Here is a 26,390-nt window from a genome sequence, read left to right as displayed (position 1 = left end):
CGGACCCGTCGCTCGGATAACAATCGAGGGCCGTTTGTGTCACGGGCGAAACACCTGAGACATAATCGGCACGTACCGTCAACGACGTTGTCGACGGGAAAGGACCGGTCCCGGAGGTCCACAACGACCTCCGGAACCCCTTGGAGGTGCAGTGGAATCCACGCGAACAGTCCGACGGCATTCCCCAGGGAGATGGCTCGTACTCCTCGCAGTCCTACTGTCCGCACTCACTCTGTCCGGCATCGCAGCGTCCCCTGCGATGGCGGAGGCTGGGAGTACGGGCACAGGCTCCGAAGAGTACGACTACTTCTTCCTCGGGAATGTGAAGTACGAGGACGAACCGCTTGAAGGTGTCGAGATCACGGTCGAGGGCGGTGGCTTCAAAGCCAGCGCCGAGACGGATGCCGACGGCAAATGGCGCATCGGCGTGCCCGAGAAGGCCAGCTACAAAGTGACCCTCGACGAGGACACCCTGCCGAAGGGCGTCATCGTCGCGGAGGACGAGGAGAACCCGCGCACCGCGGAGTTCGGGCTCACCAACACGAAGTCGGTGAACTTCTTCCTCGGCGAGGGCACCAGGCAGACCGTCTCGTTCTTCGACCAGTTGCTGAACCGGCTGGCGAACGGCGTGAACTTCGGCCTGCTGCTCGCCCTCGCGGCGATCGGGCTCTCGCTGATCTACGGCACCACGGGCCTCAGCAACTTCGCGCACTCCGAGATGATCACCTTCGGCGCGCTCATGCTGCTGACCTTCTCCAGCGACCTCGGCTTCCCCGTCTGGATCGCGATCATCATCGCGCTGCTGCTGAGCCTCGGCCTGGGCTGGTCCCTCGACGGGGTGATCTGGAAACCCCTCCGAAGACGAGGGGTCGGAGTCATCCAGCTGATGATCGTGAGCATCGGCCTCTCGCTGGCGATGCGGTACACGTACCAGTTCTTCTACGGCGGAGCGACCAGGCAGCTGCCCGGCGCCTCCCCCGCCGATCTGCAGCTCGGCCCCATCTCGCTCTCGTGGATCGACCTCGCCAGCATGGGCATCAGCATCGTCGTCCTGCTCGGCGTCGCGTTCCTGCTGATGCGCACGCGGATCGGCAAGGCGACCCGCGCGGTCGCCGACAACGCGAGCCTCGCCGCCACGAGCGGCATCGACGTCGACCGGGTGATCCGGATCGTCTGGGTGCTCGGCGCCGGCCTCGCCGGCCTGAGCGGCATCCTCTGGGCGTACTACCGCCCCGGCGTCAGCTGGGACATGGGCTTCCAGATCCTGCTGCTGGTCTTCGCGGCGGTCACCCTGGGCGGTCTCGGCACGGCGTTCGGCGCCCTGATCGGTTCGCTCATCGTGGGCATCTTCGTCGAGCTCTCGACGCTCTGGCTGCCCTCCGACATGAAGTTCGTCAGCGCGCTCGTCGTGCTGATTCTGGTGCTCCTCTTCCGGCCGCAGGGCATCCTCGGCCGACGAGAGCGGATCGGGTAGGAGGCCGACGATGATCGATTGGGGAAGCATCTTCTCGAACGCGGCGGTCGAGCTCATCAGCCCGACCACGGCCGCCTACGCCCTCGCGGCGCTCGGCCTCGCGGTGCACTTCGGCTACACGGGCCTGCTGAACTTCGGCCAGGCCGGCTTCATGGCCATCGGCGCCTACGGCTACGCCATCTCGGTGCTCACCTTCGGGTTCCCGGTGTGGGGCGCCGTGCTCGTCGGCATCGGGGCGTCCATCGTGTTCGCCCTCATCCTCGGCATCCCGACCCTGCGGCTCCGGGCCGACTACCTCGCGATCGTCACGATCGCGGCGGCCGAGATCGTGCGTCTCCTGTTCACGACGAACACCTTCGTCGCGGTGACGGGCTCGGCGAACGGCCTCAGCGAGTACAAGGGCGGATTCCGGGCGCTGAACCCGCTGAGCTTCGAGGGCAAGGCCGGCTTCGGCCCCTGGATGTTCAGCGCGAACGACTGGTGGAACATCATCGTCGGCTGGAGCGTCGTGATCCTCGCGGTGCTCTTCACCTGGCTCCTCATGCGCAGCCCCTGGGGCCGCGTCATCAAGGGCATCCGGGAGGACGAGGACGCCGTGCGCGCCCTCGGCAAGAACGTCTACTCCTACAAGATGCAGAGCCTCATCATCGGCGGAGTCTTCGGCACCCTCGCGGGCATGATCTTCATCATGCCGCGCGCGGTGATCCCCTCCGCCTACGCGACCTCGCTCACCTTCTTCATCTGGGCGATCCTGCTCCTCGGCGGAGCCGCGACGATCCTCGGCCCCGTGCTCGGATCGATCGTGTTCTGGGTGCTGCTGTCCTTCTTCTCGGGCTTCATCGCCCGCGCGGTCGAGGCCGGCTGGTTCCCGATCTCCGAGGTGCAGGCGGGACAGCTCCGGTTCATCCTCGTCGGCGTCGCGATCATGCTCCTCGTGATCTTCAGACCGCAGGGGCTGCTCGGAAACAAGAAGGAGATGTCTTTTGTCAAGTGAGACCACTCCCACGTCCAAGCCGGTGAAGTCGACCGGCCTCCACCTCGGCGACGCCGAGCCCGGCTGCCGCAAGGTCGACCCGATCCTCGTCGCCGACGGCGTGACGCGCACCTTCGGCGGCCTGACGGCCGTCGACGTCGCCCACGTCGAGATCCCGCGCGGCGCGATCACGGCCCTCATCGGCCCGAACGGCGCCGGCAAGACGACGTTCTTCAACCTGCTGACCGGCTTCGACAAGCCCGACTCGGGCACGTGGCAGTTCGACGGCCGCTCGCTCGCGCACGTGCCCGCCTACCGGGTCGCCCGCATGGGGCTCATCCGCACCTTCCAGCTGACGAAGTCGCTCGGCCTGCTGAGCGTGCTCGACAACATGAAGCTGGGCGCCAAGGACCAGACGGGCGAGAACCTGTTCCGCTCGCTGCTGCCGTTCCTCTGGCGCAAGCAGGAGCAGCAGATCGAGGCGAAGGCCGTCGAGCTGCTGACCCGGTTCAAGCTCGACGCGAAGCAGCACGATTACGCGGCGAGCCTCTCGGGCGGGCAGCGCAAGCTCCTCGAGATGGCGCGGGCGCTCATGAGCGACCCGACGCTCGTCATGCTCGACGAGCCGATGGCCGGCGTGAACCCCGCCCTCACCCAGTCCCTCCTCGACCACATCCTCGACCTGAAGACGCAGGGGATGACCGTGCTCTTCGTCGAGCACGACATGCACATGGTCCGGCACATCGCCGACTGGGTCGTGGTGATGGCGGAGGGACGCATCGTGGCGGAGGGCGACCCGCACTCCGTCATGCAGGACCAGGCCGTGATCGACGCCTACCTCGGCGCCCACCACGACACGGACCTCGGCGCGGCGCACACGTCGAACGTCGAGGCAGTGAAGGAGCTCATCGATGACGAACAGTGAACCGGCCGGCGCCACGGCCGTGACCGAGGCCCCGGGCGACACCGTCGTCGAGGTCGCCGAGGTCACCGCGGGCTACCTGCCCGGCGTGAACATCCTGAACGGCTGCTCGCTCGTCGCGAGGCAGGGCGAGCTCATCGGCATCATCGGCCCGAACGGCGCCGGCAAGTCGACGCTGCTGAAGTCGATCTTCGGCCTCGTGAAGGTGCGGAAGGGCGCCGTGCTGCTGAACGGCGAGGACATCACGAACCTGAAGGCGAACAAGCTCGTCGCCAAGGGCGTCGGCTTCGTGCCGCAGACGAACAACGTGTTCCCCTCGCTCACGATCCAGGAGAACCTCGAGATGGGCCTCTACCAGAAGCCCAAGGGGCTGAAGGAGCGGCTCGAGTTCGTGACCGCGATCTTCCCCGAGATCGGCAAGCGGCTCGGCCAGCGCGCCGGATCGCTCTCGGGCGGCGAACGGCAGATGGTCGCGATGAGCCGCGCGCTCATGATGGGGCCGCACGTGCTGCTCCTCGACGAGCCGAGCGCCGGACTCTCCCCCGTGAAGCAGGACGAGGCGTTCCTGCGGGTGAAGGAGATCAACCGCGCGGGCGTGACGACGATCATGGTCGAGCAGAACGCCCGCCGCTGCCTGCAGATCTGCGACCGCGGCTACGTGCTCGATCAGGGCCGCGACGCCTATGAGGGCACCGGTCGCGAGCTGCTGAACGATCCGAAGGTGATCGGCCTCTACCTCGGCACCCTCGGTCAGGACGACTGAGCGGGCGCCTGAGCGCCGCTGACGGGCGGGTGGATGCCTCGGCATCCACCCGCCCGTTCTCGTTCCCCCGGCATGACGACGGCCCGGCATGACGACGGCCCGGCATGACGACGGCCCGGCATGACGACGGCCCGGCATGACGAAGGCCCGGCATGACGAAGGCCCGGCATGACGAAGGCCCCGGCATGACGAAGGCCCCGGCGAGCGGAACGCTCGCCGAGGCCTTCCACCATCGACTAGTTGACGCGCGTCGAGGTGTTGTCGTCCTGGTACTCGTAGATGCCGATCGTGGCGCCGGTCGGGTCGCCGTTCTCATCGAAGGTGATGGGACCGGAGAGACCGTCGTAGTCGATCTGCTCGCCCTTCTCCAGCAGGGCGGCGCCCTGCGCGAAGTCGGTCACCTTCTCGCCGTCTCCGCTCGAGCCGGAGATCTGACGGAGGTACTCGGCGATCTTCGTGCCGCTCGTGTCGTTCGCGGCGTAGGCCGCGAGCGCGAACAGCACGATGTTGTCGTACGACTCCGCCGCGTAGGTGAAGTCGGTCAGCGACGGGTCGACCTCGAGGAGACGGTCGGTGAAGTCGCCGAGCGTCGCCAGGTCGAGACCCGGGGTGGTCGCCTTCGCGCCCTTGATCAGGCCGGGGGCGAACACGTCGCTGTAGTCGAGCCGGTTTCCGTCGGTCAGGTAGATCTTGTCGCCCGGGAAGCCGCCGCCGACGAGCTCCGGGATGATGATCTTCGCCTGGTCGAACGAGATGATCGCGATCGCGTCGGGCGACTGCGCCGTCACGTCGGAGATCTGCGTGGTGAAGTTGGTGTCGCCCGTGTTGTACGAGGACTCCGCGACGACCTCGCCGCCGGCGCTCTCGAACGCCTTCTTCGTCGTCTCGGCGAAGCCGGTGCCGTAGGCGTCGTTCTGGAAGATGATGCCGAGGGTGCTGTTGCCGTCCTCGGCGATCAGGTTGCCCAGCACCTCGCCCTGCAGCAGGTCGGAGGGCGCCGTGCGCCAGTAGAGGTCGTTGTCGTCGATGGTCGACAGGTCGAGACCGGTGTTCGACGGCGACATCAGCACCACGCCGGCGCTCGTGACCTGCTCGTAGATGTTGCGCGTCTGCGCCGACGCGGCAGCACCCGAGATGGCCGAGACGCCCTGCGAGAGCAGGTCGGTGACCGAGCCCGTGGCGACGTCGATCGAGGTGTCGCCCTCGTCGCGGAGGACGAGCTCGAGCGTGATGCCGAGGTCAGCCTTGTTGATGTCGTCGACCGCGAGCTTCGCCGCGGCGATCTGGGGCGGGCCCAGGACGGCGAGGCTGCCCGACTGGGGCGCGAGCTGGCCGACCTTCAGGGTGAGGTCGCGCGGGCCCGCCTCGATGGGCAGGGCGTCGCCCGTGTCGGCCGGCTCCTCGGTCGGGGCGGTGGTGCTGCCGCCGCCGCTCGTGCAGGCGGAGAGAAGGAGGGCGGCGGCGCCGGCGAGGGCGACCCCCGTCCAGATTCCGCGTGCACCGCGCTTGGCCGTGGCCTTCGCGAATACGCTCATGGTGCTCCTTGGGACTAAGGATTCGGACAGAACGATGCGTCAGATGACGCCGTGGTCTTGACAGTATTGCCCGGCCAACCTGGAAACAAGGGATGCCGGTCACAACCGCGTAACACCGCGTTCATCGTGCCTGCGCCGACTTCGGGACCCGTTCCGACGCAGCATCCGTGCGCCGCGGCGCCTTCGGGCGCTCGGATCAGACGGGCTCGGGAACGAGCTTGCGGGCCGCCCTGGCGTTCCGCACGAGGTCGATCGTCAGCACGACGAGGGCGACCCAGACGAGGGCGAAGCCGATCCAGCGTTCGAGCGGCATCGGCTCGCGCAGGATGAGCACGCCGACGAGGAACTGGATGAACGGGGCGAAATACTGGATGAAGCCGAGGTGGATGAGCGGAAGCCGGCGCGAGGCGGCGGCGAACAGCAGCAGCGGCACCGCGGTCACGGCGCCGGCGCAGACCAGGAGCACCGTGTGCCAGGCGCTCACCGTGCCCATCGTCAGCCCGCTCGTGGCGGCGACCCACCAGAGCAGGCCCGCGGCGACGGGCGCGAGCCACAGCGTCTCGAGCGTCAGCCCGGACACGGCGTCGACGCGATGGCCGACGCGCTTCTTGATGAGTCCGTAGAAGCCGAAGGAGAAGGCGAGGACGAGCGCGATCCACGGGAACTGTCCGTGGCCGACCGCGAGCACGACGACCGCGACGATGCTGATGCCGACCGCGACCCACTGCATGACGCTGAGCCGTTCGCGCAGCACGAGCACGCCGAGGAAGACGGTGACGATCGGGTTGATGAAGTAGCCGAGCGCGGCTTCGACGACCTGACCCGACACGGCGGCGTAGACGTAGGTCAGCCAGTTCACGAAGATGAGCACGCCCGCCGCACCCATCGTGAAGAGCACCCGGCGGTCGCGCAGGAGCGCCCAGAACGCGCGCCACCCGCGGGTCACGGCGAGCAGCAGCGCGCAGAAGACGAGCGAGAGCAGGATGCGCCAGGCCACGATCTCGACGGGCCCGCTCGGCGCGAGCGCGATGAAGTAGACCGGCAGGAAGCCCCAGAGCACGTAGGCGGACACGGCGTAGCCGAGCCCCGATCCGCTCAGCGGGGCACGGCCGCTCGAAGCGCGGCCCGCGGATGGTGCGCCGACCGTCTCGGCAGGGCGGTCGGCTGGGCTGTTCACCGGCTCAGCCTACGCCCGGCGGGCGACGTTCCAGGATGCCGCGGGCCCCGGGAACGCGGAACGGCCCGGATGCACGAGGCATCCGGGCCGTTGCGAGCGGTGCTGAAGGTCAGCGGACGACGACCGCGAGGACGTCGCGGGCCGAGAGCACGAGGAACTCGTCGGCGCCAAACTTGACCTCGGTGCCGCCGTACTTCGAGTAGAGCACGCGGTCGCCGACGGCGACGTCGAGCGGCACGCGGTTGCCGTTGTCGTCGATGCGGCCGGGGCCGACGGCGACGACCTCGCCCTCCTGCGGCTTCTCCTTGGCGGTGTCGGGGATGACGAGGCCAGACGCAGTGGTCTGCTCGGCCTCGACCTGCTTGATGACGATGCGATCCTCGAGCGGCTTGATGGAAACCGACACGGTTGACCCCTTTTCTAGATGACGACTGTCTTGGAAGACTGGGTTAGCAGCCTCGGAACGAGAGTGCTAACCAAAGTCTAGGGTGGATCTGGCACTCGTGCAACGTGAGTGCCAGCGGACGGCTCGGGCGGGGAACCCCGGGTGCTAGCGTGGCCGGGTGGATCGCGCCGAACTCGTGGAACTGCTGTCGCCGGAGGGGCTCCGCCTCCTCGACTCGATCGGCGAATGGGACGCGAAGGCCGACGTCGTCAAGACCGTCGCGGCGCTCCGCAAGCAGGGCCACGCGCCCGGCCTCGTGGCGGCCGTGCTGAGCCAGGCCAGGCTGCGCGCGAAGGGGCGGGCGAAGTTCGGCGAGTTCGCCTCCCGCATGCTCTTCACCGAGCCCGGCCTCGAGCAGGCGACGCGACTGAACGTCGCGGCGCTGCACGCGGGTCGCTTCGCGCGCGCCGGGATCACGCACGTCGCCGACCTCGGCTGCGGCATCGGCGGCGACGCCCTCGCCCTCGCCGCGATCGAGCTCGAGGTCACCGCGGCCGACGCCGACGAGGTCACCGCCGCGATCGCCGCCTACAACCTGACCCCGTTCCCGCAGGCGACGGTGCTGCACGCGCGCGCCGAGGAGGTCGCCCTCGGCGGCATCGGCGGCGCCTGGCTCGACCCGGCGCGCCGGGTCACCTCGGGCGGCAGCACCCGGCGGCTGGCGGATGCCTCGGACTACTCGCCGCCGCTCGACTTCGCGTTCGGACTCTCCGAACGGCTCCCCGTCGGCGTGAAGCTCGGCCCGGGCACCGACCGCGGGGTCATCCCGGCGGGCGCAGAGGCGCAGTGGGTCTCGGTCGACGGCGACGTCGTGGAGCTCGCCGTCTGGCTCGGCGCGCTGGCCCGGCCGGGCGTCGGCCGCGCGGCCCTCGTCATCCGCGGCGGCGAGGCGCACGAACTCACCGCCCCGGCGGACAGCCCGGACGAGCCGGTCGGCGAGCTCGGCGCCTACGTCTACGAGCCGGACGGCGGCGTCATCCGCGCCCGCTTGATCGGCGACCTGGCCCGCTCGCTCGACGCGCGCATGCTCTCCGAAGGCATCGCCTACCTGACCGGCGACCGCCTGGTCGAGACGCAGTTCGCCCGCGCATTCCGCGTACTGGAGCGACTGCCGGCGGACGAACGCCAGCTCCGCCGAGAACTCGCGAGCCGCGGCGTCGGCACCCTCGAGATCAAGAAGCGCGGGGTCGACGTGGATCCGGCGGCGCTGCGCACCCGGCTGAAGCTGTCCGGGGCGGCCTCGGCGACGATCATCCTGACCCGCGAGGCCGGCCGCCACATCGCGCTGCTCGTCGAGCGCGCCGACTGAGCCGACGCCCGTCCGGCTCAGCGCGGGAGCGCGCCGAAGACGATCGCGTAGTAGCCGATCCAGACCGCGGAGAACACGAGCCCGCCGACTCCGGTGCCGATGCCGGCGAAGGCGAGCGAGCGGCCGTGCTCCTCACGGCGGAGCCCGAGCACTCCGAAGACGATCGCCGCGAGCGAGACCGGCAGCATCCAGCCCACGAAGAGGGAGGCGATGCCGCCGATGGTGCCGGTGATGACGGAGATCCAGCTGTAGAGCCGCCGTTGCGCCTCGTCGTCGTCCGCGACGTCGACGTGCTCGACCGGCTCCGGCAGCGGCGGACGGTGCACGAGCAGGAGCTGGCCCGTCGACAGCGAGCGCAGCTGCCCGGTGTCGACGGGCACCTCGTACTCCCGCTGCTCGATCGCGGTCGGCGGCTCGTCGAGTCGGCGCGGCTCCGCCGTCGCGGCGCCCGGTGCGCCCTCGTCGTCCGTGCGGCGCCGGCGTCCCGTCGCTCCGCTGAGCGCCTCACGAACGGCGGGCTCGCCGCGGAAGGTGGGCTCCGCGGGCTCGTAGGGCGCGAGCGGCCGGGCGGGGTCGAAGCGCTCAGGGGTCCCGTCGGACGACGGGACCCCTGAGCGATCGTTCGTTTCGGACAGGACGGCTCCGCTCAGTAGCCGTAGCCGCTGCTCGACGCCGCGAGCACGACGAAGAAGATCACGATGCCGATGATCCAGAGCAGGCCGAGCGCGATGCCCACGAACCCGGTGATGAGGCCGGTGAGCCAGAAGCCCTTGGCCGCCGGCTCTTTCTTGCGGCCGAGGAAGCCGAGCACGACGGCCGCGATCGAGAAGAGCGCGCCGAAGCCGTAGAACAGGCTGCCGACGAGACCGAGGATGCCGCCGATCATCGAGATGATGCTCAGCGTCGGCGTCGGTGCCGCCTGGGCGGGCGCGTACGCGGCGTAGCCGGCCTGCGGCTGGCCGTAGGCGGGCTGCTGCGGCTGTCCGTACGGCTGCTGGCCGTATCCCGGCTGCTGCTGGCCGTAGGCCGGCTGCTGACCGTACGCGGGCTGGCCGTAGGGCGGCTGGCCGTACGCCGGGGGCTGCTCGCCGGCGGGCGCGCCGTATGCGGGCGGGGCCGGGGCGGCGGCGGGCGCCTGCTGGGCCCCGTACGCCGGGGCCTCGGTCGTGCCGTACGACGGCGGGGTCGGCGCGGCGGGCGGCTCGGGCGCGGCGGGAGTCGCCGGAGGCTCGGGCGAGGCCGGCGGCTCGGGCGCCGAGGGCACCTCGGGGGTGCCGCCGGCGTTCGGCTCGGGCTCGGCCGGAGTCTGCGGGGTGTTCTGGTCGCTCATGTGCGTGCCTCTCGTGTCGCGCGCGGGACGGGTAGTTCGGAGTCGTGGCCGGCGCTCAGCCGCTGACGCTGACGTTCGACATGGTGGCCGCGGCCGCCACCACGATGATGACCACGATCACCGCGATCACGGAGAGCGCGATGCCGATGTAGCCGATGATGGTGCCGGCGAGCGCGGCGCCGCGGCCCTCCTCGCCGGTCTTCTTGATCTGGCTGAGCGAGATGTGCCCGCAGATGATGCCGACGAGGAAGCCGAAGCCCGTGAGCAGGCCCGCGAGCGAGGCGACCAGCGAGACGACCGCGAGGGTGTTCGTCTTGGCGGGCGCCGGGATGCGCGACTCCTGGTCGACGTAGTTGGGGACGATCGGGTCTTCCGGCGGCGTGGCCGAGGTCGCCATGCCGAAGTCGGCCGACGCCGGCGTGAACGCCGGGTCGGAGTTCTGCCTGGGATCGCTCATCGCTGGCCCTCCTCGTGCTCGGCTGCCCGGTCGCGCCGCTTCGGGCGCAGTTTCCCCCCGAGGCATCCGGCCTCTCCCGAAAGCCTAGCGCGGGCCTCAGCCGCGCGCGAGGGCCGGAGCGCCGCCCCGGCGCCCGCTTCAGGCCTGGATCTCGGTGACCGGCAGCGTCGAATCGGCCCCGAAGCCGAGCGTGGACGGCTCGTGCCCGGCCATGATGAGCTGCGCGCCGAGGGCCGCGATCATCGCGCCGTTGTCGGTGCAGAGCGACAGCGGCGGGATGCGCAGCTCGATCCCGGCCGCCGCCGCGCGTTCGGCTGTGAGCTCGCGCAGCCGGGCGTTCGCGATGACCCCGCCGCCGAGCAGGAGGCGCGGGACGCCGAGCTCGCGGCACGCGTCGACCGCCTTCGCCGTCAGCACGTCGACGACGGCCTCCCGGAAGCTCGCGGCGACGTCGGCGACCGGCACGGGCTCGCCCGCGGCCTCGCGCTGCTCGACCCAGCGGGCGACCGCGGTCTTCAGGCCCGAGAAGCTGAAGTCGTAGCGGTGCCGCTCGAGGTCCTTCGGCTTGGTCAGCCCGCGGGGGAAGCGGATGGCGGCGGGGTCGCCGCCGACCGCGGCACGATCGATCTCGGGGCCGCCCGGGTAGGGCAGGCCGAGCAGCCGGGCCACCTTGTCGAAGGCCTCCCCGGCCGCGTCGTCGATGGTCTCGCCGAGGAGCTCCACGTCGGAGACGAGGTCGCGCACGAGCAGCAGCGAGGTGTGCCCGCCGGAGACGAGCAGGGCGATCGTGGGCGTCTCGAGCGGGGCATCCGTATCGAGCAGATCGGCGCCGACGTGACCGACGAGGTGGTTCACCGCGTAGATCGGCACCCCCAGCGACACGGCGAGCGCCTTCGCGGCGCCGACGCCGACCATGAGCGCGCCGGCGAGTCCCGGTCCGCTCGTGACCGCGACCGCGTCGAGCTCGTCGAGGGACACGGATGCCTCGGCGAGCGCCTGCCGGATCGTCGGCTCGAGCGCCTCCAGATGCGCCCGCGCGGCGACCTCGGGGACGACGCCGCCGTACCTCGCGTGCTCGTCCATGGAGGAGGCGATCGTGTTCGCGAGCAGCTCGGTGCCGCGGACGACGCCGACGCCGGTCTCGTCGCAGCTCGTCTCGATGCCGAGCACGAGCGGGGCGCTGCGGTTCACGACTGGGTCTCCTCGATCGGGTCGGCCGGGCGGGCGTCGGCCGGGCGGGTGACGGGCTGGGGCACCTCGAGGCGCATCAGCACCGCGTCGACGCCGTTGCGGTAGTAGCGCGGCCGCACGCCGAGCTCCGTGAAGCCGAGGGACGCGTACAGGCCGCGGGCGACCGGGTTGTCGGCGCGCACTTCGAGGAAGACGTGGACCGCCTCGCGGCGGCGCGCCTCGGCGATGAGCGCCTGCATGAGCACGCGGCCGAGGCCGGCGCCCCGGTGGGCCGGCTCGACGGCGATCGTCTGGATGTCGCCCTGCCCGCTCCCCCGCGGTGCGAGCAGCCCGGCGTAGCCGAAGACCGCGTCGGGCGCGGCATCCGCGTCGGTCTCACCGTCGACCGCGACCAGGTAATAGCCGTGCTCGCTCGCGAGCTCGCGGCGCATCGCGTCCTCGGGCCAGGCGTCGTCGGTGAACGTGTCGCGCTCGAGCCGCATGATCGCGCCGAGGTCGTCCGGGCGCGCACGGCGGAGCAGCACGCTCACCGGGTCACCCGCTTGCCTGCGGACGGCGTCACGTCGGGCTCGCGCAGGTAGATGGCCGAGTCGCCGGCGAGCGGCAGCCGCCCGGCCGCGAAGGCCAGCTCGGCGAGCATCCCGATGCCGCCAGCCGGCACCTCGGCCGCGTCGACCCGCGCCCCCTCGAATGCGGGCACCTCCTCGCGCGGCACGAGCACGGGGCCGGACGTGCGCACCGGCAGGCCGTCGGCGTCGAGCCCGAGGTACTCGGAGACGGCGAACTCGCGGCGGCGCGCGTCGGTCACGACCTGCACGGCGGAGGCGCCGCCCGCGCGGAGCTGCGCCCAGGCGACGGCGTCGTGGCTCGGCACGGGCACGAGCGGGCGCCCGATCCCGATCGCGAACGCGCGGGCGGCGGCGATCCCGACCCGGAGCCCCGTGTACGGGCCGGGGCCCATGCCGACCGCGACGCCGGAGAGCTGCGCGGGCGCGACGCCCGCGGCCGCGAGCGTCTCGGCGATCAGCTCGCCGATGACCTCGGCGTGCCGCATCGCGTCGGCGGTGCCGCGCTGCTCGAGCACGCCGCCGTCGCGATCGACCACGGCGACGCTCGTGCCGGCCGAAGTGTCGATGGCGAGGAGCATGCCTCCAGCCTATTCGCCGACGGGCCCCGCCCTCCCCGCTCGCACGGGAGCACCTGTCTCGGCATCGTGGAATCCGCGCCGGGCCGCGCGCTACTCGCTCGTCTCGGCCGCGTCTTCCTGAACCCGCTCGAGGAGGGGTCCGCGAAGCGTGAGCGTGCGGGGTTCGTCGGCCTCGAGGTCGAGCTCGTCGGCCGTCGTCCCGGCGTCGGCACCCGTGCGCCGTTCGATGACGACCTCGAGCCAGGCGGGGTGCGACTCGTCCACGAGGCCGGCGGCCCACTCCGCCACGACGACGGAGCCGTCGAAGTCGAGGTCGAGGTCGTCGAGTTCGAGCGCATCGCGCAGCCGGTACGCGTCGACGTGCACGAGCGGCGCGCCGCCGACGAGGCTCGGGTGGGTGCGAGCGAGCACGAAGGTCGGGCTCTGCACGGGGCCGCGGATGCCGAGGCCCTCGCCGATCCCGCGGGTGAGCGTCGTCTTGCCTGCGCCGAGCGGGCCCGTGAGCAGCACGAGGTCGCCCGCGCGCAGCACCGCGCCGAGCCGCCGGCCGAACGCCTCCATCTGCTCGGTGTCGGCGATCTCGACCCGCATCACGCGCCGCCGAGGTAGCCGCGCGGCACGCGCGGGCCGATCCGGGTGACGATCTCGTAGCCGATCGTGTCGGCGGCGACGCCCCAGTCGTCGGCCGAGGGGGCACCGGTCGCCGGGTCGCCGAAGAGCACGACCTCGTCGCCGACCTCGACGGCGTCGTCGCCGACGTCGACGAGGAACTGGTCCATCGCGATCCGGCCCACGACCGGGCGGCGGGCGCCCGCGAGCAGCACCTCGCCGCGGCCGGAGGCCTGCCGCGGGATGCCGTCGGCATAACCGAGCGGCACGAGCGCGAGCGTGGTGGGACGCTCCGCGCGCCAGGTGTGCCCGTAGGACACCCCGTCGCCCGCGGCGATGCGGCGGACCGCCGCGACCCGGCCGCGGAGGGTCATCACCGGCACGAGTCCCAGCTCGGCCGAGGTCGTGCCGTCGGCGAACGGCGGGATGCCGTAGCAGGCGATGCCGAGCCGGACGAGGTCGTAGCGCGCCTCGGGCCTGGTGAGCGCCCCGGCGGTCGACGCGATGTGCCGGAGTTCGGGCCGGAGGCCCGCCTCGGCGGCCACGGCGAGCGCGCGCTCGAAGGCGGCGAGCTGGGCCGCGTCCGCCTCGGCGGAGGTGTTCGCGAGGTGGCTGAAGATGCCGCGGATGCGGACGAGGCCCGCGCGCTCGAGCTGCGCGGCCGCCGCGACGGTGCCGGCCCACTCGTCGGGCTGGACGCCGTTGCGGCTGAGGCCCGTGTCGATCTTCAGGTGCACCGCCGCGGGCCGACCGGCGGTGCCCGCGGCGTCCGCGGCCCGGTGCAGCTGCGCCTCGGCGGAGAGGCCGAGGTCGATGCCGGCGTCGATCGCGGGGCCGAAGTCGGCGCCGGGATCGTGCAGCCAGGCGAGGATCGGCGCGTCGATGCCGGCGGCGCGCAGCTCGAAGGCCTCGCCGAGGTCGGCGGTGCCGAGCCAGGCGGCCCCGCCGGCGAGCGCCGCGCGGGCGACGGGCACCGCGCCGTGGCCGTAGGCGTCGGCCTTCACGACGGCCATCGCCGGCGTGCCGAGCCGCTCCGCCAGGGTGCGCACGTTCGCGGTCACGGCGTCGAGGTCGATCAGCGCCTCGCGGAAGGGTCGTTCCGTCATCCGCCCGCTCCCCCGCTCCGTTCGAGCACGACGAAGGCGCTCGCGATGCCCGCGTCGTGGCTCATCGAGAGGTGGAGCGTGTCGATGCCGAGCGCCTCGAGGTGCGCGGCGAGCCCGCCGGTGACCTCGAAGCCGGGGTTGCCGTCGGCGTCCTGCACGACCCGCATCTCCTGCCAGCGCAGCACCGCGTGCCCGCCGAGGGCCTTGATGAGCGCCTCCTTCGCCGCGAAGCGCGCCGCGAGCGAGCGCGGCGAGCGGCCGCGTTCGCTCTCGGCGAACAGGCGCTCGACGAGGGCCGGGGTGCGACGGATCGACCGCTCGAAGCGGTCCAGATCGACCACGTCGATGCCGATGCCCGCGATCACTCGCGTGCTCCGTCGCTCACACAGCCCCCGTCGTTCATGCGCTCCCGGTCACTCCACCGTCACGGACTTCGCGAGGTTCCGCGGCTGGTCCACGTCGAGGCCCTTGGCCTGCGCGAGCTCCATCGCGAACACCTGCAGCGGCACCACCGCGAGCAGCGGCTCGAAGAGGGGCGCGGCGAGCGGGATGCGGATGACCTCGTCGGCGAAGGGCAGCACGGCCGCGTCGCCGGCCTCGGCGATCGCGATGACCCGTGCGCCGCGGGCGCGGATCTCCTGGATGTTCGAGACGACCTTCGGGTGCAGGCTGTTCGGGTGGCGCGGGCTCGGCACCACGACGAACACCGGCTGACCGGGCTCGATCAGGGCGATCGGCCCGTGCTTCAGTTCGCCGGCGGCGAAGCCCTCGGCGTGGATGTACGCGAGCTCCTTGAGCTTCAGCGCGCCCTCCAGGGCGATCGGGTAGCCGACGTGACGGCCGAGGAAGAGCACGGAGCGGGTGTCGGCCATCCAGTGCGCGAGCTGCGCGACCTTCTCGGACTCCTCGAGCACCGAGGCGAGCTTCTCGGGCACCGCCTGCAGCTCGTGCAGCTGCGCGGCGAGCTGCCCGTCCGTCAGGGTGCCGCGCACGCGCGCGAGGTGCAGGCCGAAGAGGTACAGGGCGGTGATCTGCGCGACGAACGCCTTCGTCGACGCCACGGCGACCTCGGGCCCGGCGTGCGTGTAGACGACCGCGTCGGACTCGCGCGGGATGGTGGCACCCTGCGTGTTGCAGACCGAGACCGTCTTCGCGCCCATCTCGCGGGCGTACTTCACGGCCATGAGCGTGTCCATCGTCTCGCCGGACTGGCTGATGGAGAGCACGAGGGTGTCCTGCTCGATGACCGGCTCGCGGTAGCGGAACTCATGGCTCAGCTCGACCTCGACGGGCACGCGCGCCCACTGCTCGATCGCGTACTTCGCGACGAGGCCCGCATAGGAGGCGGTGCCGCAGGCGACGATCGTGATGCGGCGGACGGCGCGAAGCTCCTCGTCGCCGAGCGCCTCGAGCTCGGGGATGACGACGTGCTCGTCGGCGATGCGGCCGCGCACGGTGTTCGCAACGGCCTCGGGCTGCTCGGCCACCTCCTTGCGCATGAAGGAGGACCAGCCGCCCTTCTCGGCGGCGGAGGCGTCCCAGGCGACCTCGAAGGACTCGACCTCGACGGGCGAGCCCTCGAAGTCCGTGACGCGGACCTCGTCGGCGGTGAGCTCGACGATCTGGTCCTGGCCGATGGCGACCGCGCGCTTCGTGAACTCCACGAAGGCGGCGACGTCGGAGCCGAGGAAGTTCTCGCCCTCGCCGAGGCCGAGCACGAGCGGCGAGTTGCGGCGCGCGCCGACGACGAGTCCCGGCTCGTCGCGGTGCACGGCGAGGAGCGTGAACGCGCCCTCGAGCTGCTGCACGGTCGCGCGGAACGCGGCGCGGAGGTCGCCGGTGCGACGGACTTCGCGGCCCAGCAGTACGGCCGCGACCTCGGTGTCGGTCTCGGAGGCGAAGGCGAAGCCCTCGTCGAGCAGCTCCTGCTTCAGCTCGGAGAAGTTCTCGATGATGCCGTTGTGGATGAGCGCGAGCCGGCCCTCGTCGGCGAGGTGCGGGTGCGCGTTCGCGTCGGTGGGGCCGCCGTGCGTCGCCCAGCGGGTGTGGCCGATGCCGGTGCCGCCCGCTTCGATCGGCTGCTGCTCCAGCGCATCGGCGAGGACCTTCAGCTTGCCGGCGCGCTTCGCCGTGGCGAGCTCGCCCTCGGCGCCGATGATGGCCACCCCGGCCGAGTCGTAGCCACGGTATTCCAGGCGGCGCAGGCCACCCATGAGGACGTCGACGCTCGAACGGGCGCCCACGTATCCGACGATTCCACACATGCGCACGATCCTAGCGGCGAGATCCTGGACGAGCGCCCCACGGTCGGGCGGCGCCCGCGGCCCTCACTAGACTGTGCGGGTGCCGGACCAGCATCACGCCGCGTCGAACGCCCCGCAGCTGTCGCCGTTCATCGAGCTCGACCGCTCCGACTGGGCTGCGCTCGCACCGTCGATGCCCTCGCCGCTCCAGGAGACCGAGCTCGTGCAGCTGCGCGGGCTCGGCGAACCGCTCGACCCGCGCGAGGTCGCCGAGGTGTACCTGCCGCTCTCGCGACTGCTGAACCTCTACGTCGGCGGCACGAAGGCCCTGCACAAGGTCACCAGCGAGTTCCTGCGGGAGCGCTTCGCGCCGACCCCGTTCGTCATCGGCGTCGCCGGCTCCGTCGCGGTCGGCAAGTCGACGATCGCCCGCCTGCTGCGAGAGCTCCTCGCGCGCTGGGAGCACACCCCGCGGGTCGAGCTCGTGACGACCGACGGCTTCCTGTTCCCGAACGCCGAGCTCGAGCGCCGCGGGCTCATGGCCCGCAAGGGCTTCCCCGAGTCGTACGACCGGCGCGCGCTCCTGCGCTTCGTGAGCGAGGTGAAGGCCGGCGCGGCCGAGGTGCGCGCCCCCTTCTACTCGCATCTCGCCTACGACATCGTCCCCGACGCCCAGATCACCGTGCGCCGCCCGGACGTGCTCATCGTCGAGGGACTGAACGTGCTGCAGCCGCCCGGCCCCGGCCACCGCCTCGCCGTGAGCGACCTCTTCGACTTCACGATCTACGTCGACGCGCGCACGAGCGACATCGCCCGCTGGTACGAGGAGCGCTTCCTGAAGCTGCAGCGCGGCGCCTTCGCGAATCCGCGCTCCTACTTCCACCGCTACGCCGCCCTCTCCGAGGAGGAGGCGCGCCAGCGCGCCCGGGAGATCTGGCACGCGATCAACGAGCCGAACCTCCTGCAGAACGTGCGCCCCACCCGCTCGCGGGCCTCGCTCGTGCTGCGCAAGAGCGCGGACCACACCGTGTCGAGCGTGCTGCTGCGCAAGCTCTGAACGCGCCTCCCGCTCCGGAACGGCGAATCGCCCGCTCCCTCGGGGAACGGGCGATTCGCGATGGCGGCGACGGATGCCTCGTCGGCACCGGCGCGACGCGGATCAGCGGGCGAGCTCGACGCTCACGACCTCGGCGAGCGTGGCCGCGTGCCGGTCGGCCTCGGCCTGTTCGGCCGCCTCGACCATGACGCGCACCATCGGCTCGGTGCCGCTCGGACGCAGCAGCACGCGCCCGGAATCGCCGAGCTCGGCCTCCGCGGCGGCGACCGCCGCGGCGATGCCGGGGCTCTCGTGCAGCGCGTGGTGGTCGACGTCGCGGACGTTGACGAGAACCTGCGGGTACACGCGCATCACGGAAGCGAGCTCTGCGAGCGACTTGCCGGTGCGGGCGACCTCGGCCGCAAGGTGCAGCCCCGTGAGCACGCCGTCGCCCGTCGTCGCGAACTCGCTCATGATCACGTGCCCGGACTGCTCGCCGCCGAGCGCGTAGCCGCCGGCCGTCAGTTCCTCGAGGACGTAGCGGTCGCCGACCTTCGTCTCGACGATGCGGATGCCGTGCTCGGCCATCGCGCGCTTCAGGCCCAGGTTCGACATGACGGTGACGACGAGGGTGTCGTCGACGAGCGTGCCGCGCTCCTTCATCGAGACCGCGAGGATCGCCATGATGCGGTCGCCGTCGATGACGTTGCCCTCGGCGTCGACCGCGAGGCAGCGGTCGGCGTCGCCGTCGTGCGCGATGCCGAGATCGGCGCCGTGCTCGACGACGGCGGCCTGCAGCGGCCCGAGGTGGGTGGAGCCGACGCCGTCGTTGATGTTGATGCCGTCGGGGTCGGCTCCGATGACGATCACCTCGGCGCCCGCGTCGCGGAACGTCTCGGGGGACACGCCTGCGGCGGCGCCGTGGGCGCAGTCGAGGACGACCTTCAGCCCGTCGAGACGGTGCGGCAGCGTGCCGAGCAGGTGCACGACGTAGCGGTCCTCGGCGTCGGCGAAGCGGCGGATGCGGCCGACGCCGTCGCCGACGGGGGCGAGCTTCTGCTTGCCGAGATAGCTCTCGATGCGGTCTTCGACCTCGTCAGGGAGCTTCGTGCCGCCGAACGAGAAGAACTTGATGCCGTTGTCGGGGGCCGGGTTGTGCGACGCCGAGATCATCACGCCGAAGTCGGCGTCGATCGAGTCGATGAGGAACGCGGTCGCCGGGGTGGGGATCACGCCGGCGTCGAGGACGTCGACCCCGCTCGACGCGAGGCCGGCCGCGACGGCGGCGGTGAGGAATTCACCCGAGACGCGAGGGTCGCGCGCGACGACGGCGACGGGGCGTCGCCCGGCCGCGCGGTTCTCCTCCGCGTGGCGCCCCTGAGTGAGGACGGCGGCAGCCGCCTGAGCGAGGCCCAGGGCCAGGTCAGCCGTGAGTTCACGGTTGGCCAGGCCCCGGACCCCGTCGGTTCCGAATAGCCGAGGCATGCGGAAAGTCCGGCGAAGCGATTAACGCTTCGAGAACTGCGGAGCCTTGCGCGCCTTCTTGAGACCGGCCTTCTTGCGCTCGATGACGCGGGCGTCGCGCGTGAGGAAGCCGGCCTTCTTCAGGGTCGGACGGTTGTTCTCTCGGTCGATCTCGTTGAGCGCACGGGCGATCGCGAGACGCAGCGCGCCGGCCTGGCCCGAGGGGCCGCCGCCGGTGATGCGGGCAATCACGTCGTACGAGCCGTTGAGCTCGAGCACGGTGAAGGGGTCGGTGATGAGCTGCTGGTGGAGCTTGTTCGGGAAGTAGTCCGCGAACTCGCGGCCGTTCACCTTGATGCCGCCGGCGCCCGGCACGACGCGCACGCGCGCGATGGCCTGCTTGCGGCGGCCGACGGCCGCACCGGAGACGTTCAGCACGGGGCGGGCGGCGGCGGGAGCCTCAGCCGCGGCGCTCTCGGTCGTGTAGCTCTCGGGAGCCTGGTCGATCTGGTCTGCGATCTTCGCCATGGTGGTAATGAGTCCTTTTCGAGAAGTCGAGGGGGCGCTTACTGCGCGACCTGGGTGAGGGTGTACGGCTTCGGCTGCTGAGCCGCGTGCGGGTGCTCCGGGCCGGCGTAGACCTTCAGCTTCTTGAGCTGGGCCCGACCGAGCGAGTTCTTCGGGAGCATGCCGCGGATCGCCTTCTCGACGGCGCGGACGGGGTTCTTCTCGAGGAGTTCGGCGTATCCGACGGCCTTGAGGCCGCCCGGGTAGCCCGAGTGGCGGTAGGCCTTCTTCTGCTCGAGCTTCTGGCCGGTGAGGGCCACCTTCTCGGCGTTGATGATGATGACGAAGTCGCCGGTGTCGACGTGGTTGGCGAAGATCGCCTTGTGCTTGCCGCGGAGCAGGGCGGCGGAGTGGCTCGCGAGGCGGCCGAGCACGATGTCGGCGGCGTCGATGACGAGCCAGTCGCGCTGGATCTCGCTCTGCTTCGGGGTGTACGTACGCGTCACGGGAGTGCTGCTTTCTGTATCGAGTGAGAGGTTCGTGAATCCCGCTCCGGTGGGGTGTTCGAGCGCGATGCGCGGGAACGCCCCGGTGGAGGGCTCAACTTCGGATACCCGGGGTCGACCCGAAGGTCGGCGCCGTGGCACCAAAGGGAGAGTTTAGCCGACGACCCCGTCGACCCGCAATTCGCGGCGAGCTCGGGTCTGCTCGGCGCGCGCCGCGAGCTCTGCGTCGGGCGGGTAGCCGACCTCGGTGAGCACGAGCCCCTTCGCCGGCATCACCTTGAAGGCGCTCGTGCGCTCGGCGGCGGCGAGGAGCGCGGCGGGATCCGCCTGGTCGAGCCGCCCCTCCCCCACGGCCGCGCTCGAGCCGACGAGCGCGCGCACCATCGAGTGGCAGAAGGCGTCGGCCTGCAGCCGCGCCACGAGGACGCCGTCGGGGTCGCGCGTCCAGCCGAAGGCCTGCAGCGTGCGGATCGTCGTCGCCTCGGGTCGGGGCTTGCAGAAGGCGGCGAAGTCGTGCAGCCCCACCAGCGAGCGCGCCGAGGCATTCATCGCCGCCGCGTCGAGCGTGCGCGGCAGCCAGACCGTGCGGTTCCTGGCGAGCGGGTCCTTCAGCGCGGCGCCGTCGGCGATGCGGTACTCGTAGCGGCGCCACACCGCGGAGAAGCGGGCGTCGAAGCCCGGCGGCGCGACCGCCGCGGAGGTCACCACGACATCGGCCTCGGCCGCGCCGAGGATGCCGGTGAGCCGGCGCAGCAGCACCGCGGCCGGATCCGGGGCGTCCGCCGAGTCGGCGTCGCCGCGACGCGGCTTCGTGACCGCGGCGAGGGCCTCGGGCTCGACGTCGAGATGCGCGACCTGGCCGAGGGCGTGCACGCCCGCGTCGGTGCGGCCGGCTACGGTCAGCCGCGGCGCGGTGCCGGTGCGACGGAACAGCGTGCCGAGCGCCTGCTCGACGACCCCCTGCACGGTGCGCAGGCCGGGCTGCGTGCTCCAGCCGGCGAAGCCGCCGCCGTCGTAGGCGATGCCCAGGCGCAGCCGGACGAGGTCCGCCCGGTCCCGCTGCGGGCCGGCGTCGACTCCGGGATCCCGAGTGCTCGCCATGCCGTCCAGCTTAGGGCGATCCGGCACCCCCGCCCGCCTGCGGGCGGAGCGGCCGAGCGCGCCGCCGGAAACGACGACGGGCCCCGATGCGCGATGCATCGGGGCCCGTCGAACGGGGTGCTGAGGTTACTTGGCCTCGGCCTCGGCGGTCTCCGCCTGCTCCTCGGCCGGAGCCTCGGTCTCCGCGGTCTCCTCGGCGGGAGCCTCGGTCTCGGCGGCGGCCTCCTCGGCCGGCTCCTCGACCGGGGCGGCCGGGGCGGCCTCGGCGGCGGGCTTCGCCGCGCGCTGCTTCTTCACGACCGGCTCGAGCACGAGCTCGATGACCGCCATGGGGGCGTTGTCGCCCTTGCGGTTGCCGATCTTCGTGATGCGGGTGTAGCCGCCCTCACGGTCGGCGACCTGCGGCGCGATGACCGCGAACAGCTCGTGGACGACCGACTTGTCGCCGATGACGGCGAGCACGCGACGGCGGGCGTGCAGGTCGCCGCGCTTCGCGAAGGTGATCAGGCGCTCGGCGAGCGGACGAAGGCGCTTGGCCTTGGTCTCGGTCGTCGTGATCGACTTGTGCGTGAACAGCGCGGCGGCGAGGTTCGCGAGCAGCAGCCGCTCGTGCGCGGGGCCGCCTCCGAGGCGGGGGCCCTTGGTGGGCTTCGGCATGATTCGTTGTCTCCAGTACTTGGGGGGTTAGGGCGGCGCTACCGCTTAGTTCTCGTCGTCGAAGCCCGTGTAGAAGTGGGCGCCGTCGAAGCCGGGAACCGAGTCCTTGAGGGCCAGCCCCATCTCCGTGAGCTTGTCCTTGACCTCGTCGACCGACTTCTGGCCGAAGTTGCGGATGTTCATGAGCTGCGACTCCGACAGGGCGACGAGCTCGGACACCGTGTTGATGCCCTCGCGCTTCAGGCAGTTGTAGCTGCGCACCGAGAGGTCGAGGTCCTCGATCGGGATCGAGAGCTCGCTCGAGAGCACCGCGTCGACCGGCGCGGGGCCGATCTCGATGCCCTCGGCCGCGGTGTTCAGCTCGCGGGCGAGACCGAAGAGCTCGACGAGCGTGCGACCCGCCGAGGCGATCGCGTCGCGCGGCGAGATGGCGGGCTTCGACTCGACGTCGACCACGAGGCGGTCGAAGTCGGTGCGCTCGCCGGCACGGGTGGCCTCGACGCGGTAGGTGACCTTCAGGACCGGCGAGTAGATCGAGTCGATCGGGATCTGGCCCGCCTCGCTGTACTCGTTGCGGTTCTGCTGGGCCGACACGTAGCCGCGGCCGCGCTCGATGGTGAGCTCGAGCTCGAACTTCGCCGAGTCGTTCAGGGTCGCGATGACGAGCTCGGGGTTGTGCACCTCGACACCGGCCGGGGCCGAGATGTCGGCGGCGGTGACCTCACCGGCGCCCTGCTTGCGCAGGTAGGCGGTGATGGGCTCGTCGTGCTCGCTGGAGACGACCAGGTTCTTGATGTTGAGGATGATCTCGGTGACATCCTCCTTGACGCCGGGCACGGTCGAGAACTCGTGCAGCACGCCGTCGATGCGGATGCTCGTGACGGCCGCCCCCGGGATCGAGGAGAGGAGGGTGCGACGGAGCGAGTTGCCCAGGGTGTAACCGAAGCCCGGCTCGAGGGGCTCGATCACGAACCGCGAACGGAACTCCGAGATGTTCTCTTCGGTGAGCGTCGGGCGCTGTGCGATCAGCACTGTGGATTCCTTTCGGCAGGGTGTCCGCTATATGACACCGAGCAGTTCTTGAAGGATCTTGAGTTGTGAGAGAACGGCCCGCACCCCGGGCGACGCCGCGAGGGCGCCGCCCGGGGGCGGGGACGGAGGGTCAGACGCGACGGCGCTTCGGCGGGCGGCAGCCGTTGTGCGCCTGGGGCGTCACGTCGTTGATGCTGCCGACCTCGAGGCCCGCGGCCTGGAGCGAGCGGATGGCGGTCTCACGACCCGAGCCCGGGCCCTTGACGAAGACGTCGACCTTCTTCATGCCGTGCTCCTGCGCCTGGCGGGCGGCCGACTCGGCGGCCAGCTGCGCGGCGAACGGGGTCGACTTGCGCGAGCCCTTGAAGCCGACGCCGCCGGAGGAGGCCCAGCTGATCACGGCACCGTTGGTGTCGGTGATCGAGACGATCGTGTTGTTGAACGTCGACTTGATGTGGGCCTGGCCCACGGCGATGTTCTTCTTTTCCTTCTTGCGCGGCTTGCGAGTAGCCGCCTTGGGTGCTGCCATGTTCGAAATCTCCTAGATCTGGCGACAAGCGGTTACTTGCGGCCGGCCTTCTTCTTGCCGGCGACGGTGCGCTTCGGGCCCTTGCGGGTACGAGCGTTGGTCTTGGTGCGCTGGCCGCGGACCGGAAGGCCGCGACGGTGGCGGAGGCCCTCGTACGAGCCGATCTCGACCTTGCGGCGGATGTCGGCGGCGACCTCGCGGCGAAGGTCACCCTCCACCTTGTAGTTGCCCTCGATGTAGTCGCGCAGCGCGACGAGCTGCTCGTCGCTGAGGTCCTTGACGCGGATGTTGCCGTCGATGCCGGTGTCCGCGAGCGTCTGCAGCGCACGGGTGCGGCCGACGCCGTAGATGTAGGTCAGTGCGATCTCCACGCGCTTCTCGCGCGGGATGTCGACTCCTGCCAGACGTGCCATGGTGGCTTCTCCTGTGAGTGAGTGGAGGTGTGAAGCAGTGCCGGTGCCCGGGCCTCCTCCCGAGGTGTCCCCCGCTCCCGAGTCATCGGGCGGCGGGTTCTGGCACTGCCGTGTTCAGTTGTCGCGGATCCGTGCGCGGCACGGACCGCAGCAGGTCAGCCCTGGCGCTGCTTGTGGCGCGGGTTCGACTTGCAGATGACCATGACGCGGCCGTGGCGGCGGATCACCTTGCAGTGATCGCAGATCGGCTTGACGCTGGGGTTCACCTTCATGAGGGATGTTTCCTTCGATTCGCTGTCCTCGTACCCGCGGGATGCCGCGGGCCGTTACTTTCCGACAGCCTTTACTTGTAGCGGTAGACGATGCGCCCGCGGGTCAGGTCGTAGGGGCTCAGCTCCACGATCACGCGGTCCTCCGGGAGGATGCGGATGTAGTGCTGCCGCATCTTGCCGGAGATGTGGGCCAGGACCTTGTGGCCGTTGGTCAGCTCGACGCGGAACATTGCGTTCGGGAGCGCCTCGATGACCGAGCCCTCGATCTCGATGACACCGTCTTTCTTCGCCATAGCCTCACTATCGCTTGGGGTAAAGGTGGTCGGTCGTGCGATGGTTCCGCACCTCTGACGCCCTGTCGGCGCATGCCGCAGCGCAGGTGCAGAACACCAAGGGACTACTGTAGACCACTCGCGGAGGAATCGCCAACCGAGCCGCCCCGCGCCGCCTCGGCGGCGGTCGTCGCCGCCGTCTTGGCCTCGGCCGCGCCCTCGGCCCCCAGCGCGGCCCTCGCGATGGCCCGGGCATCCTCCAGGCCGTAGCGCGCGAGCGAGGCGCGCACGTCGGCGAGCGCCGAGGGCGACATCGACAGGCTGGTGGCGCCGAGGCCGACGAGGACGACCGCGAGCAACGGATCGGCGGCGGCCTCGCCGCAGATCCCGACCGGCGTGCCGGTGCGCGCCCCGGCGGCGCCGACCTCCTCGATGAGGCGGAGCACCGCCGGATGCCACGGGCTCTGCAACTGGGCGACCGTGCCCAGCAGGCGGTCGGCGGCCATCGTGTACTGGGTGAGGTCGTTCGTGCCGATCGAGGCGAAGGCGCAGGCGCCCAGTACCTGCTCGGCCAGCAGCGCCGCGGCGGGCACCTCGACCATGACGCCCGCGGTGCGGATGCCGAGCTCTGCGGCCAGGGCGGTGAAGTACCGGGTCTCCTCGACCGTCGCGACCATCGGCGCCATGACCCAGAGCTCGGCGTCGGTCGCGGCGTCGGCGGCGGCGAGCGCCGCGAGCTGCTCGCGCAGGACGGGCTCGGACCGGCGCAGGGCGCGGATGCCTCGGAGCCCGAGCGCGGGATTTTCCTCCTCGGCGTCGTTCAGGAACGCGAGCGGCTTGTCCGCTCCGGCGTCGAGCACCCGCACGACCACCTTCTTGCCGGCGAAGGCGGTGAGCAGCTTCGTGTACTGCTCCTGCTGCTCGACGACGCTCGGCGCGCGCTCGGCGTCGAGGAAGAGGAACTCGGTGCGGAACAGGCCCACACCCTCCGCGCCCAGCCGGAGCGCCTCCTCTGCGCCGGCGACCGAGCCGAGGTTCGCGAGCAGCGGCACCGGGGTCCCGTCGGCGAGCGCACCGGGCGTGATCGGCGCCTCCGCGGCGAGCCGGCGGGCCGCGCTGCGCTCGCGCGCCTCGGCGAGCTGCGCCTCGCTCGGCGCCGCCACGACGACGTCGTGCTCGGCATCGACGAGCACCTGCTCCCCGTCGGCGAGCGAGGCGGCGTCCACGGCGCCGACGACGGCGACGATGGACTGCTCGCGAGCGAGGATCGCGGTGTGCGAGGTGGGGCCGCCGTCGATCGTGACGAGGGCGAGCACCTGCTCGAGGTCGAGCACCGCCGTGTCGGCGGGGGCGAGGTCTCGGGCGACGAGCACGAAGGGATGCCCCGGGTCGGGCACGCCGGGGGCGGGCACCTTGAGCAGGTGCGCGACGACTCGCTGCGAGACGTCGTCGAGGTCGGCGGCGCGCTCCCCGAGATAGCCGCCCATGCCGGCGAGGAGCTCCCGGAATGCGGCGAACGCCTCGTACACGGCGCGCTCGGCGGTCTTGCCCTCGGCGAGCCGCTTGACGACGTCGGTGATGAGGCTCGGGTCCTCGGCCATCATGGCCTGCGCCTCGAGGACGTCCTTCGCGGCGCCGCCGGCCCGGGCGCCGCGGCGCCGCAGCTCCTCGGCCACGGCGGCGAGCGACGCCCTCGCGCGCTCCTCCTCGCGCGCGGCGTCGAGCTCGCTCGGGCGGTCGACCGGTTCGGGGAGCGGCTCCGCCATCCGCACGACGGGCCCCGCCGCCACGCCTTGCCCGATGCCGATGCCCTGGATCTCGCGCATGCGGTCCTCCCTCGTCGGTGGCGCCCTCTCCTCGTTCACCCTAGCCCGGGGTCGCGCGCTGAGGAACGGCGCGGCGCAGCCCGGTCGCGCCGGC

Annotated in this window: 30 protein-coding genes; 6 read left to right on the top strand and 24 right to left on the bottom strand. The window is 71.4% G+C overall.

The window, feature by feature from the left end; translation table 11 throughout:
• Positions 1–259 precede the first annotated feature (259 nt).
• Genes QSJ60_RS06955 through QSJ60_RS06940 form a run of 4 tightly spaced genes read left to right on the top strand, consistent with a single transcriptional unit; the run spans position 260 to position 4,132 of the window.
• Positions 260–1,474 (top strand): branched-chain amino acid ABC transporter permease, encoded by a 1,215-nt coding sequence (locus QSJ60_RS06955; RefSeq protein ID WP_230764800.1) that lies wholly within the window; start codon positions 260–262, stop codon positions 1,472–1,474.
• 13 nt (positions 1,475–1,487) lie between these two features.
• On the top strand, positions 1,488–2,468 hold the full coding sequence (locus QSJ60_RS06950) for a branched-chain amino acid ABC transporter permease (RefSeq protein WP_229781625.1): 981 nt from the start codon (positions 1,488–1,490) through the stop codon (positions 2,466–2,468).
• Entirely contained in the window at positions 2,458–3,372 is a 915-nt protein-coding gene (locus QSJ60_RS06945; RefSeq protein WP_189083751.1) for an ABC transporter ATP-binding protein, read from the top strand. The genes QSJ60_RS06950 and QSJ60_RS06945 overlap by 11 nt, the downstream gene beginning before the upstream one ends.
• Entirely contained in the window at positions 3,359–4,132 is a 774-nt protein-coding gene (locus QSJ60_RS06940; protein WP_189083750.1) for an ABC transporter ATP-binding protein, read from the top strand. Before QSJ60_RS06945 ends, QSJ60_RS06940 begins: the two co-directional genes overlap by 14 nt.
• 236 nt (positions 4,133–4,368) lie before the next feature.
• Here QSJ60_RS06940 and QSJ60_RS06935 read toward each other — a convergent pair whose 3' ends face one another.
• The 3 genes from QSJ60_RS06935 to groES form a co-directional block, all read right to left on the bottom strand.
• Positions 4,369–5,667 (bottom strand): ABC transporter substrate-binding protein, encoded by a 1,299-nt coding sequence (locus QSJ60_RS06935; protein ID WP_189083749.1) that lies wholly within the window; start codon positions 5,665–5,667, stop codon positions 4,369–4,371.
• A gap of 196 nt (positions 5,668–5,863) precedes the next feature.
• The gene (gene rarD / locus QSJ60_RS06930; RefSeq protein WP_230764873.1) at positions 5,864–6,766 is read right to left on the bottom strand and encodes an EamA family transporter RarD; all 903 of its coding nucleotides are present in this window, start codon (positions 6,764–6,766) and stop codon (positions 5,864–5,866) included.
• 187 nt (positions 6,767–6,953) lie between these two features.
• Positions 6,954–7,250, bottom strand: coding sequence for a co-chaperone GroES (groES, locus tag QSJ60_RS06925; protein WP_017203655.1), 297 nt, complete (start codon positions 7,248–7,250; stop codon positions 6,954–6,956).
• 157 nt (positions 7,251–7,407) lie between these two features.
• Between groES and QSJ60_RS06920 the strand changes: the two genes are divergently transcribed.
• Complete coding sequence (locus QSJ60_RS06920; RefSeq protein ID WP_285463117.1) at positions 7,408–8,598, top strand: class I SAM-dependent methyltransferase; 1,191 nt, start codon at positions 7,408–7,410, stop codon at positions 8,596–8,598.
• A gap of 17 nt (positions 8,599–8,615) precedes the next feature.
• Here the strand turns inward: QSJ60_RS06920 and QSJ60_RS06915 are convergent, their stop codons facing one another.
• The 10 genes from QSJ60_RS06915 to glmS form a co-directional block, all read right to left on the bottom strand.
• A complete protein-coding gene (locus tag QSJ60_RS06915; RefSeq protein WP_285463116.1) occupies positions 8,616–8,978 on the bottom strand; it encodes a hypothetical protein in 363 nt (120 codons plus the stop codon).
• A gap of 266 nt (positions 8,979–9,244) precedes the next feature.
• Positions 9,245–9,928 carry a DUF4190 domain-containing protein gene (locus tag QSJ60_RS06910; RefSeq protein WP_285463115.1) on the bottom strand — a complete coding sequence of 228 codons (684 nt, stop codon included), beginning with the start codon at positions 9,926–9,928 and terminating at the stop codon, positions 9,245–9,247.
• Between the two features lie 55 nt (positions 9,929–9,983).
• Positions 9,984–10,385, bottom strand: coding sequence for a DUF4190 domain-containing protein (locus QSJ60_RS06905; RefSeq protein ID WP_230764793.1), 402 nt, complete (start codon positions 10,383–10,385; stop codon positions 9,984–9,986).
• Between the two features lie 138 nt (positions 10,386–10,523).
• Positions 10,524–11,576, bottom strand: a complete 1,053-nt coding sequence (tsaD, locus tag QSJ60_RS06900) for a tRNA (adenosine(37)-N6)-threonylcarbamoyltransferase complex transferase subunit TsaD (protein WP_285463114.1) — start codon at positions 11,574–11,576, stop codon at positions 10,524–10,526.
• Positions 11,573–12,106 carry a ribosomal protein S18-alanine N-acetyltransferase gene (gene rimI / locus QSJ60_RS06895; protein ID WP_285463113.1) on the bottom strand — a complete coding sequence of 178 codons (534 nt, stop codon included), beginning with the start codon at positions 12,104–12,106 and terminating at the stop codon, positions 11,573–11,575. The genes tsaD and rimI overlap by 4 nt, the downstream gene beginning before the upstream one ends.
• Positions 12,103–12,723: a tRNA (adenosine(37)-N6)-threonylcarbamoyltransferase complex dimerization subunit type 1 TsaB gene (gene tsaB / locus QSJ60_RS06890; RefSeq protein ID WP_285463112.1), complete on the bottom strand. Its 621-nt coding sequence runs from the start codon at positions 12,721–12,723 to the stop codon at positions 12,103–12,105. Before tsaB ends, rimI begins: the two co-directional genes overlap by 4 nt.
• Before the next feature lie 90 nt (positions 12,724–12,813).
• Positions 12,814–13,314: a tRNA (adenosine(37)-N6)-threonylcarbamoyltransferase complex ATPase subunit type 1 TsaE gene (tsaE, locus tag QSJ60_RS06885; protein ID WP_285463111.1), complete on the bottom strand. Its 501-nt coding sequence runs from the start codon at positions 13,312–13,314 to the stop codon at positions 12,814–12,816.
• Positions 13,314–14,438: an alanine racemase gene (gene alr / locus QSJ60_RS06880; protein ID WP_285463110.1), complete on the bottom strand. Its 1,125-nt coding sequence runs from the start codon at positions 14,436–14,438 to the stop codon at positions 13,314–13,316. The genes tsaE and alr overlap by 1 nt, the downstream gene beginning before the upstream one ends.
• Complete coding sequence (locus QSJ60_RS06875) at positions 14,435–14,803, bottom strand: holo-ACP synthase (RefSeq protein WP_230764784.1); 369 nt, start codon at positions 14,801–14,803, stop codon at positions 14,435–14,437. Before QSJ60_RS06875 ends, alr begins: the two co-directional genes overlap by 4 nt.
• A gap of 48 nt (positions 14,804–14,851) precedes the next feature.
• Positions 14,852–16,702, bottom strand: coding sequence for a glutamine--fructose-6-phosphate transaminase (isomerizing) (glmS, locus tag QSJ60_RS06870; RefSeq protein WP_285463109.1), 1,851 nt, complete (start codon positions 16,700–16,702; stop codon positions 14,852–14,854).
• 79 nt (positions 16,703–16,781) lie between these two features.
• On the opposite strand from glmS, the gene coaA reads away from it, so the two are divergent.
• Positions 16,782–17,738, top strand: a complete 957-nt coding sequence (gene coaA / locus QSJ60_RS06865) for a type I pantothenate kinase (protein ID WP_189083738.1) — start codon at positions 16,782–16,784, stop codon at positions 17,736–17,738.
• A gap of 102 nt (positions 17,739–17,840) precedes the next feature.
• Here the strand turns inward: coaA and glmM are convergent, their stop codons facing one another.
• From glmM to ptsP, 11 genes are all read right to left on the bottom strand, one after another.
• Positions 17,841–19,202, bottom strand: a complete 1,362-nt coding sequence (gene glmM, locus QSJ60_RS06860) for a phosphoglucosamine mutase (protein ID WP_230764782.1) — start codon at positions 19,200–19,202, stop codon at positions 17,841–17,843.
• Positions 19,203–19,223: 21 nt separating this feature from the next.
• A complete protein-coding gene (gene rpsI, locus QSJ60_RS06855) occupies positions 19,224–19,709 on the bottom strand; it encodes a 30S ribosomal protein S9 (protein WP_189083736.1) in 486 nt (161 codons plus the stop codon).
• Positions 19,710–19,747: 38 nt separating this feature from the next.
• On the bottom strand, positions 19,748–20,194 hold the full coding sequence (gene rplM / locus QSJ60_RS06850; protein ID WP_189083735.1) for a 50S ribosomal protein L13: 447 nt from the start codon (positions 20,192–20,194) through the stop codon (positions 19,748–19,750).
• A gap of 153 nt (positions 20,195–20,347) precedes the next feature.
• Complete coding sequence (locus QSJ60_RS06845; protein ID WP_285463108.1) at positions 20,348–21,295, bottom strand: tRNA pseudouridine synthase A; 948 nt, start codon at positions 21,293–21,295, stop codon at positions 20,348–20,350.
• Between the two features lie 126 nt (positions 21,296–21,421).
• Positions 21,422–21,952, bottom strand: a complete 531-nt coding sequence (gene rplQ / locus QSJ60_RS06840; protein WP_189083733.1) for a 50S ribosomal protein L17 — start codon at positions 21,950–21,952, stop codon at positions 21,422–21,424.
• 45 nt (positions 21,953–21,997) lie between these two features.
• On the bottom strand, positions 21,998–22,984 hold the full coding sequence (locus tag QSJ60_RS06835) for a DNA-directed RNA polymerase subunit alpha (protein WP_189083732.1): 987 nt from the start codon (positions 22,982–22,984) through the stop codon (positions 21,998–22,000).
• 130 nt (positions 22,985–23,114) lie between these two features.
• A complete protein-coding gene (gene rpsK, locus QSJ60_RS06830; RefSeq protein ID WP_022889749.1) occupies positions 23,115–23,513 on the bottom strand; it encodes a 30S ribosomal protein S11 in 399 nt (132 codons plus the stop codon).
• A 32-nt stretch (positions 23,514–23,545) separates the two neighbouring features.
• The gene (rpsM, locus tag QSJ60_RS06825) at positions 23,546–23,926 is read right to left on the bottom strand and encodes a 30S ribosomal protein S13 (protein ID WP_189083731.1); all 381 of its coding nucleotides are present in this window, start codon (positions 23,924–23,926) and stop codon (positions 23,546–23,548) included.
• Between the two features lie 155 nt (positions 23,927–24,081).
• The gene (gene rpmJ / locus QSJ60_RS06820) at positions 24,082–24,198 is read right to left on the bottom strand and encodes a 50S ribosomal protein L36 (protein WP_005050492.1); all 117 of its coding nucleotides are present in this window, start codon (positions 24,196–24,198) and stop codon (positions 24,082–24,084) included.
• A 71-nt stretch (positions 24,199–24,269) separates the two neighbouring features.
• Entirely contained in the window at positions 24,270–24,491 is a 222-nt protein-coding gene (gene infA / locus QSJ60_RS06815; RefSeq protein WP_011186713.1) for a translation initiation factor IF-1, read from the bottom strand.
• A gap of 104 nt (positions 24,492–24,595) precedes the next feature.
• Positions 24,596–26,296: a phosphoenolpyruvate--protein phosphotransferase gene (gene ptsP / locus QSJ60_RS06810; RefSeq protein ID WP_285463106.1), complete on the bottom strand. Its 1,701-nt coding sequence runs from the start codon at positions 26,294–26,296 to the stop codon at positions 24,596–24,598.
• Positions 26,297–26,390: the final 94 nt, after the last annotated feature.

This window comes from Agromyces sp. NBRC 114283 (assembly GCF_030268405.1).
In the GTDB taxonomy this organism is placed as follows: Bacteria; Actinomycetota; Actinomycetes; order Actinomycetales; family Microbacteriaceae; genus Agromyces; species Agromyces mediolanus.
This window is presented reverse-complemented; position numbering and strand designations above follow the sequence as displayed.

What these genes read in the sequence shown, in the direction of transcription:
- QSJ60_RS06845 (WP_285463108.1), bottom strand. Translation starts at nt 21,295, where the DNA reads ATGGCGAGCACTCGGGATCCCGGAGTCGACGCCGGCCCGCAGCGGGAC.
- QSJ60_RS06910 (WP_285463115.1), bottom strand. Translation starts at nt 9,928, where the DNA reads ATGAGCGACCAGAACACCCCGCAGACTCCGGCCGAGCCCGAGCCGAAC.
- QSJ60_RS06940 (WP_189083750.1), top strand. Translation starts at nt 3,359, where the DNA reads ATGACGAACAGTGAACCGGCCGGCGCCACGGCCGTGACCGAGGCCCCG.
- rplQ (WP_189083733.1), bottom strand. Translation starts at nt 21,952, where the DNA reads ATGCCGAAGCCCACCAAGGGCCCCCGCCTCGGAGGCGGCCCCGCGCAC.
- infA (WP_011186713.1), bottom strand. Translation starts at nt 24,491, where the DNA reads ATGGCGAAGAAAGACGGTGTCATCGAGATCGAGGGCTCGGTCATCGAG.
- tsaE (WP_285463111.1), bottom strand. Translation starts at nt 13,314, where the DNA reads ATGCGGGTCGAGATCGCCGACACCGAGCAGATGGAGGCGTTCGGCCGG.
- QSJ60_RS06935 (WP_189083749.1), bottom strand. Translation starts at nt 5,667, where the DNA reads ATGAGCGTATTCGCGAAGGCCACGGCCAAGCGCGGTGCACGCGGAATC.
- rpsI (WP_189083736.1), bottom strand. Translation starts at nt 19,709, where the DNA reads ATGGCGAAGATCGCAGACCAGATCGACCAGGCTCCCGAGAGCTACACG.
- QSJ60_RS06955 (WP_230764800.1), top strand. Translation starts at nt 260, where the DNA reads ATGGCGGAGGCTGGGAGTACGGGCACAGGCTCCGAAGAGTACGACTAC.
- tsaB (WP_285463112.1), bottom strand. Translation starts at nt 12,723, where the DNA reads ATGCTCCTCGCCATCGACACTTCGGCCGGCACGAGCGTCGCCGTGGTC.
- alr (WP_285463110.1), bottom strand. Translation starts at nt 14,438, where the DNA reads ATGACGGAACGACCCTTCCGCGAGGCGCTGATCGACCTCGACGCCGTG.
- rpmJ (WP_005050492.1), bottom strand. Translation starts at nt 24,198, where the DNA reads ATGAAGGTGAACCCCAGCGTCAAGCCGATCTGCGATCACTGCAAGGTG.
- rpsM (WP_189083731.1), bottom strand. Translation starts at nt 23,926, where the DNA reads ATGGCACGTCTGGCAGGAGTCGACATCCCGCGCGAGAAGCGCGTGGAG.
- ptsP (WP_285463106.1), bottom strand. Translation starts at nt 26,296, where the DNA reads ATGCGCGAGATCCAGGGCATCGGCATCGGGCAAGGCGTGGCGGCGGGG.
- glmS (WP_285463109.1), bottom strand. Translation starts at nt 16,702, where the DNA reads ATGTGTGGAATCGTCGGATACGTGGGCGCCCGTTCGAGCGTCGACGTC.
- rpsK (WP_022889749.1), bottom strand. Translation starts at nt 23,513, where the DNA reads ATGGCAGCACCCAAGGCGGCTACTCGCAAGCCGCGCAAGAAGGAAAAG.
- QSJ60_RS06905 (WP_230764793.1), bottom strand. Translation starts at nt 10,385, where the DNA reads ATGAGCGATCCCAGGCAGAACTCCGACCCGGCGTTCACGCCGGCGTCG.
- glmM (WP_230764782.1), bottom strand. Translation starts at nt 19,202, where the DNA reads ATGCCTCGGCTATTCGGAACCGACGGGGTCCGGGGCCTGGCCAACCGT.